Origin of the sequence: Stieleria sp. (assembly GCF_041595215.1) — a bacterium.
In the GTDB taxonomy this organism is placed as follows: domain Bacteria; phylum Planctomycetota; class Planctomycetia; order Pirellulales; family Pirellulaceae; genus Stieleria; species Stieleria magnilauensis.
Genome location: NZ_JBFHKV010000563.1, coordinates 1 through 5,404 on the forward strand (window position 1 = coordinate 1; position 5,404 = coordinate 5,404).

Sequence of the window (5,404 nt, forward strand, 5' to 3'; positions counted from 1 at the left end):
CGAGTCCCCTGTCGTCGGCGAGTCCCCTGTCGTCGGCGAGTCCCCTGTCGTCGGCAGATTGGCAAGGACTCGTCGCCTCGTCCACTACCGCCTACCCCGAAAACCAAGGTGCGGCGGAATACTAGTGCTCAGTCAACGAGCCACCCGAAGATTAAGTTGTGACAAAGCACTCGTCTTTTCTCCTCGATTCCGATCCGCACCATGAAAGACTTCTCGGTTGCACCCGCGGGGCTGTTCTCGCCCGAGCGACAACGCCGCCTGATCGATGCGTTGGTCGCGCGGTTTGAAACCTGTCAAGCCCAGCGTCAGGAACTGATCAACCAGCACGCCGCCCAACGCGACGAAGAGGAGCAACAGTTGCTGTCCGATCGCAGTGGCGTGACGGCCGAGTGTCGACGGCAGCGGCGGATCACGCTGGGGCAATGGGACGCGGCCGAGGAAAAGGTGTTCGCCAGCTATGAAGAGGAAACCGTTCGGCTACGAACGGAGGTCAATCGTCTCGCGTCGCTGTATCGCAAAAAGGCTGCCGAGGGAAAGATCGCGATCGAGCGGAAAGTCGAAGCGCGTCGCGAAGCCGTCCTGCATCAATTCGAGGCGCGGCGTCACCAGCCCGGTGAGCAGAGTAAAAAAGAGATCGAGCAAATCAATGCCTCGCTCGTTCCGATCAGTGAAGACGTAGCTTGGGCCCGCGATCTGACGATTCGGCGACTAGATCGGTTGCCCAACGTCCCACCGGCGGAGACTCCCGAAGACGACATGAGCGAGCCGGCACCGGAATCGATTGCGGATTCGGTCGACACCGTGTATCGGCTTTCGCGAAAGTGTCGGGGCTTTGTCACCGAGCTGCAAAACAGTGCGGCGGCCAAGTTCGATGATTCGTTTTATTTGCCCGGTGGCGTCGCGGTCGCGGTCGTGTTGTGGTGTGTCGGCGTGCAGGTCGTCCAACCGGCTGAGTATTGGCTGTACATGGTTTCCGGCGTGGTGGCCGCAGCCGTGATCGGGTTTTGTATTTACGCGGCATTGCTGATTCCCCTGCGACGACATACCCGGCGGATGTACCCCAAGATCATTCGGACGGGGCAGGCCGCCGAAGAAGCTGCCGCGGCCGGACGCAAGATCTCCAAAGACACCGCCCGCGACGCGTTGGCCGAACTGGAAGACCGCCGTGATCGGCACCTCGAAGCGGCCGAGCAATGGCGCGAAGAGCAGTTGGAACATCTGGCGCAGCAGCTGGCGGCCGAGCAGGAAGCGGCCAGGGCAGAATTGACCGAGCAATTGGAGCAGCTCGGTGAAGATTTTCTGTCCGGCTATGGCAAGGTGAATTCGGAGATGCATCATCGTGCCGAGCAGGTCGCGGCAACCATCACGGCTCAGTTGGCCGACACCGACCAAGCCTTGCACCGGCAACGGGAAGCCAACGCGCGGCGACGGCACGAGGAATTGCAACGGGTGACCGATCGGATGCGAGACGGCGTGCGGGGCGGTTTGGAACGCATCAAGTCGGCCGGAAAGGCGTGCGCCATTCGGTTTCCAAAGTGGGACAAGGTCGCCGACCAGCCGCACACCGAGTGCGACGAATTGGATTTCGTTCCGCTCGGGCATTTGAAAGTGACTGAATTTCTGGCGCGGACGCTGACGTCCGAACGCATCGGGGATGCCCCCGACGGGGCGGGCAACCATTCCGATCAAGTCAAGCCGCTGTTTCGCAGCGGTGACCTTCCCGATGAAATGCCGGTGGCACTCCATCGGCGGCTGCACAGCGGTTTGATCATTCACGCCGCCCCGGACCAGATGGCCAAGGCGATCGAACTGGTTCATCAGGTGTTATGGCGAATGCTTTCGGGGACCTCCGGCGGGCGAACCAAGTTGACGTTGATCGATCCGATCGGTCGCGGCCAGAACTTTACCTCATTCATGTCCTTGGCCGATCATGATCCCACCCTCGTCAGCCATCGTGTCTGGACGACCGAGAATCAAATTGAAACACGTTTGGGCGAAATCGCTCAGCACGCCGAGGATGTTTTGCAGTCCAGTCTGCGGGACCAGTTCGAACGAGTCGAGGACTACAACCTGATCGCAGGTTCGATGGCCGAGCCCTATCAAGCGGTCGCCTCGGTCGGGTTTCCCGAGGGCTTGACCCGTGGCGGGTACAAGCATCTCAAAGCGCTGATCGAAAGTGGCGTTCGCTGCGGCGTGTTCGTTTTCATGGTCTGCAAGGAGAATCAAGTTTGGCCCAGCGATCTGCCGTTGCCCCACGACAGCCGCGTGCTGGAATTGTCGGTCGACAAAGAGGGCCATTGGAGCGTGCGGCACGAGGGTCTGGAACGATTGGAGTTTGTGCCGGCGGAGAATGTCGCGGCCGATCTGCGTGGGGAACTGGCCAACCAGATCGGGACGGCCGCCACCATGGCCGCGCGGGTGGAAATCCCGCTGGAATCGATCCTGCCGGCACAAGGCGGCAAGGCGCGGACTGACGAGGGAATCGAGATCACGATCGGCAGCCAGGGCGGACAACGGACGCTCGCCTTGGACTTGGGCGAAGGCGTCCGCCAGCACGTGTTGATCGCCGGGAAAACCGGATCGGGCAAAAGTACCTTGCTGCACTCCATCATCACCTCGGGGGCACATCACTACACGCCCGACCAACTGCAGTTTTACCTGTTGGATTTCAAGAAGGGCGTCGAATTCAAGACGTATGCCGACAGCGCGTTGCCGCACGCACGGGTGATCGGCATCGAAAGCGAACGCGAATTCGGTCGCAGCGTGCTGCAGCGGCTGGATCAGGAATTGCAACAGCGTGGTGAACTGTTCCGGGCGCAGTCGACGCAGGAGTTGTCGGACTATCGATCGGCGAGCGGCCAGCCGATGCCGCGAATCATGCTGATCATCGATGAGTTTCAAGAGTTGTTCATTCGCGACGACAAGGTGGCCGCGGAGTGCTCGATGTTGCTGGACCGGCTGGTTCGTCAGGGGCGGTCGTTTGGGATCCACGTGATTTTGAGCAGCCAGTCGCTGGCGGGTGCCTATTCGTTGCCGCGGGCGACGCTGGGGCAGATGGCCGTTCGAATCGCGATGCAATGCAGCGAGTCCGACGCGGCGTTGATCTTGTCCGATGACAACACCGCGGCGCGATTGATCACGCGACCCGGGGAAGCGATTTACAACGATGCGGGCGGATTGATCGAAGGCAATCAACCGTTCCAGGTTGCCTGGCTAAGCAACGACGAGCATCGAAAGTTGTTGTCCAAGATCGCGCAGCGGGACAAAGTGTTTCTCGAAAAACTTCCTCCGCCGGTGGTGTTTGAAGGCAATCGTCCCTGCAAATGGTCGCCGGGGTTGGCTGCGGCCGCGATCGGCGATCGGGCTCAGTCGGGCGAAGAGTTGCACGGATTGTTGGGAGAGTCCGTCGAAATCGGTCCGCCGGTTGCAATCGAATTGTCCCGCAACGCCGGCCGCAACGTGGTGATGATTCCGGCGCCGGAAGCCCGCCCCGGGTTGCTCTCGGCGATGCTTTCCGGGTTCGCGAGGTCGAACTCGGAATTGGAAGTGATCTATTTCAATGGCAACCGAACCAACGAAACTCAGTCCTTCTCTCCGTGGTTGCAGCGGGCGGGGTTCAACTTCCGGGAAGTGAAGCCACGGGACAGTGCGCCGGAAATGGGCAAGTTGGCCGAGCTGGTGAAGGAGCGCGGTGACGAGGCCGAGGGGGTTCATCCGATCGTGATCGTGATTGATCCGTTGGATCGATTCCGAGATTTTCGCCACGAAGACGCGTTTAATTTTTCGCTCGATGCGACGCAGGGCAGCATGTCCGGAGGCCAGGCGATGCGCGAAGTGCTCAAGGACGGACCGCCGGCCAACGTCTACTGTATTTTGGTGTGCGGCGGCGTGGAAATCATGACGCGTTGGTTGCCCCGGCAATCGCAGCATGATGTCGAACTGCGTGTGTTGGGGCAATTGAATGCGTCCGATTCGTCCTTGTTGATCGATTCTCCGATCGCCAGCGAACTGTCCGCGGCGACGATGCTGTTGTACGATGAACCGGCCGGCCGAATCAGCAAGTTTCGCCAGCCCGATCAAGCCGATGCGATGGACGTCAAAGCTTGGTTGGAATCGTAGCTCACCGTTCACTTCCCATGACTCGGTTTCACACCGTCGACCATGCCATCGATCTTTAGCAAAATCATCGACCGCGAAATTCCCGCCGACATCGTATTCGAAGACGACGTGTGCTTGGCGTTTCGCGATATCAATCCCAAGGCGCCGGTTCATGTCTTGGTGATCCCCAAAAAGGAGATTGAATCGCTGGCGCATTTGTCCGACGAAGATGAATCGATTGTCGGTCACTGCGTGTTGGCGGTCGCCAAGATCGCCGCCCAGGAAGGTTTGGCCGATGGCTACAACATGGTCGTCAACTGCGGCCAGGCGGGAGGCCAGGAGGTGCCGCACTTGCACTTTCACCTGCTCGGTGGAGCGAAGCAGACGCTGGTTTGAACTAGCGCCTCGTAGGGCATGCTGTGCATGCCGGGCTGAGTTTTGTAGGGCATGCTGTGCATGCCGGGCGTCTTCGTTCGGCGAGGTTTTAGCGGTAGGACGCAATCGCAATACCGCGAAACCGCCATTGATGGGCGCCGCTGGCGCTGGCGCGAACCGGCTGATATCAATTGATGATCAGCCGTTTGGCGCGAGCCGAGGGGCCCGGCGCTGGTCAAAACCTTGTCGATTGAATCGACAAGCCGCTAGACGGCAGCGTCGCCCTGCCCGTGCCAGAGGGAATCTTCGGTCGTCAGTCCCGAGAGGGCTCGAGCGAGGATGGCGGTGCGGCGAAGGGCGTCGTGCAGCGGTTCAGCCCAGGGTCCGTGGTGGGCACGTTGCCAGGCGTCCCTGGCCAAGGCGATCGCTTGGCCGTCGTCGTCATCGCCGCCGCCGCCGTCGCCTTCAAGCGGATCGGCCGCAAGCCGGTCGTAGTACGAGCGAAACATGGTCGTCGCGGCAAAGAACGAGCGCATGCCGTACTGGTCGGCCAAGGCCGCTTGAAGCCTCAGGCAGGCGTGCTCGTGGAACTTTTTGGACGGATCAAAGCTCTGCAGACCCCAGTCCGGTTGGTGAACACATTCGGGGCCTTCGCAGAGGGCGTGGCAGATTTCGTGCAGGATCATCTGCGCCAGCGAGTCGTCCGGGTCCAAGGTTTCGGGCGTCCCGATCGTCAGCACGCCACGCCCATCCCAGGACGCATTCACCTCCGCACTGCGCTCGATCCGCATGCCCATTCGGCCGGCGGCGTGAATCCAGATCAGCCCCAGGGGGTCGGCGTAGGTTTTGTCGATTTTTCGCAAGGGTCAACTCGGCGGGGGGGACGCGCGGGTTGGCGCGCGGGTCGGCGGGCGGTTTCGCGTGGCGAATC

3 protein-coding genes are annotated in these 5,404 nt (G+C 60.9%); 2 read left to right on the forward strand and 1 reads right to left on the reverse strand.

Annotated elements, in window-relative coordinates; translation table 11 throughout:
- The first annotated feature begins 201 nt into the window (after window positions 1-201).
- Both ABX749_RS20075 and ABX749_RS20080 read left to right on the forward strand, forming a co-directional pair.
- Entirely contained in the window at window positions 202-4,119 is a 3,918-nt protein-coding gene (locus ABX749_RS20075; RefSeq protein ID WP_372897539.1) for an FtsK/SpoIIIE domain-containing protein, read from the forward strand.
- Between the two features lie 42 nt (window positions 4,120-4,161).
- Entirely contained in the window at window positions 4,162-4,494 is a 333-nt protein-coding gene (locus ABX749_RS20080; protein ID WP_095739753.1) for a histidine triad nucleotide-binding protein, read from the forward strand.
- 245 nt (window positions 4,495-4,739) lie between these two features.
- Here ABX749_RS20080 and ABX749_RS20085 read toward each other — a convergent pair whose 3' ends face one another.
- Complete coding sequence (locus ABX749_RS20085) at window positions 4,740-5,336, reverse strand: hypothetical protein (protein ID WP_372897540.1); 597 nt, start codon at window positions 5,334-5,336, stop codon at window positions 4,740-4,742.
- Window positions 5,337-5,404 lie beyond the last annotated feature (68 nt).

What these genes read in the sequence shown, in the direction of transcription:
- ABX749_RS20075 (WP_372897539.1), top strand. Translation starts at nt 202, where the DNA reads ATGAAAGACTTCTCGGTTGCACCCGCGGGGCTGTTCTCGCCCGAGCGA.
- ABX749_RS20080 (WP_095739753.1), top strand. Translation starts at nt 4,162, where the DNA reads ATGCCATCGATCTTTAGCAAAATCATCGACCGCGAAATTCCCGCCGAC.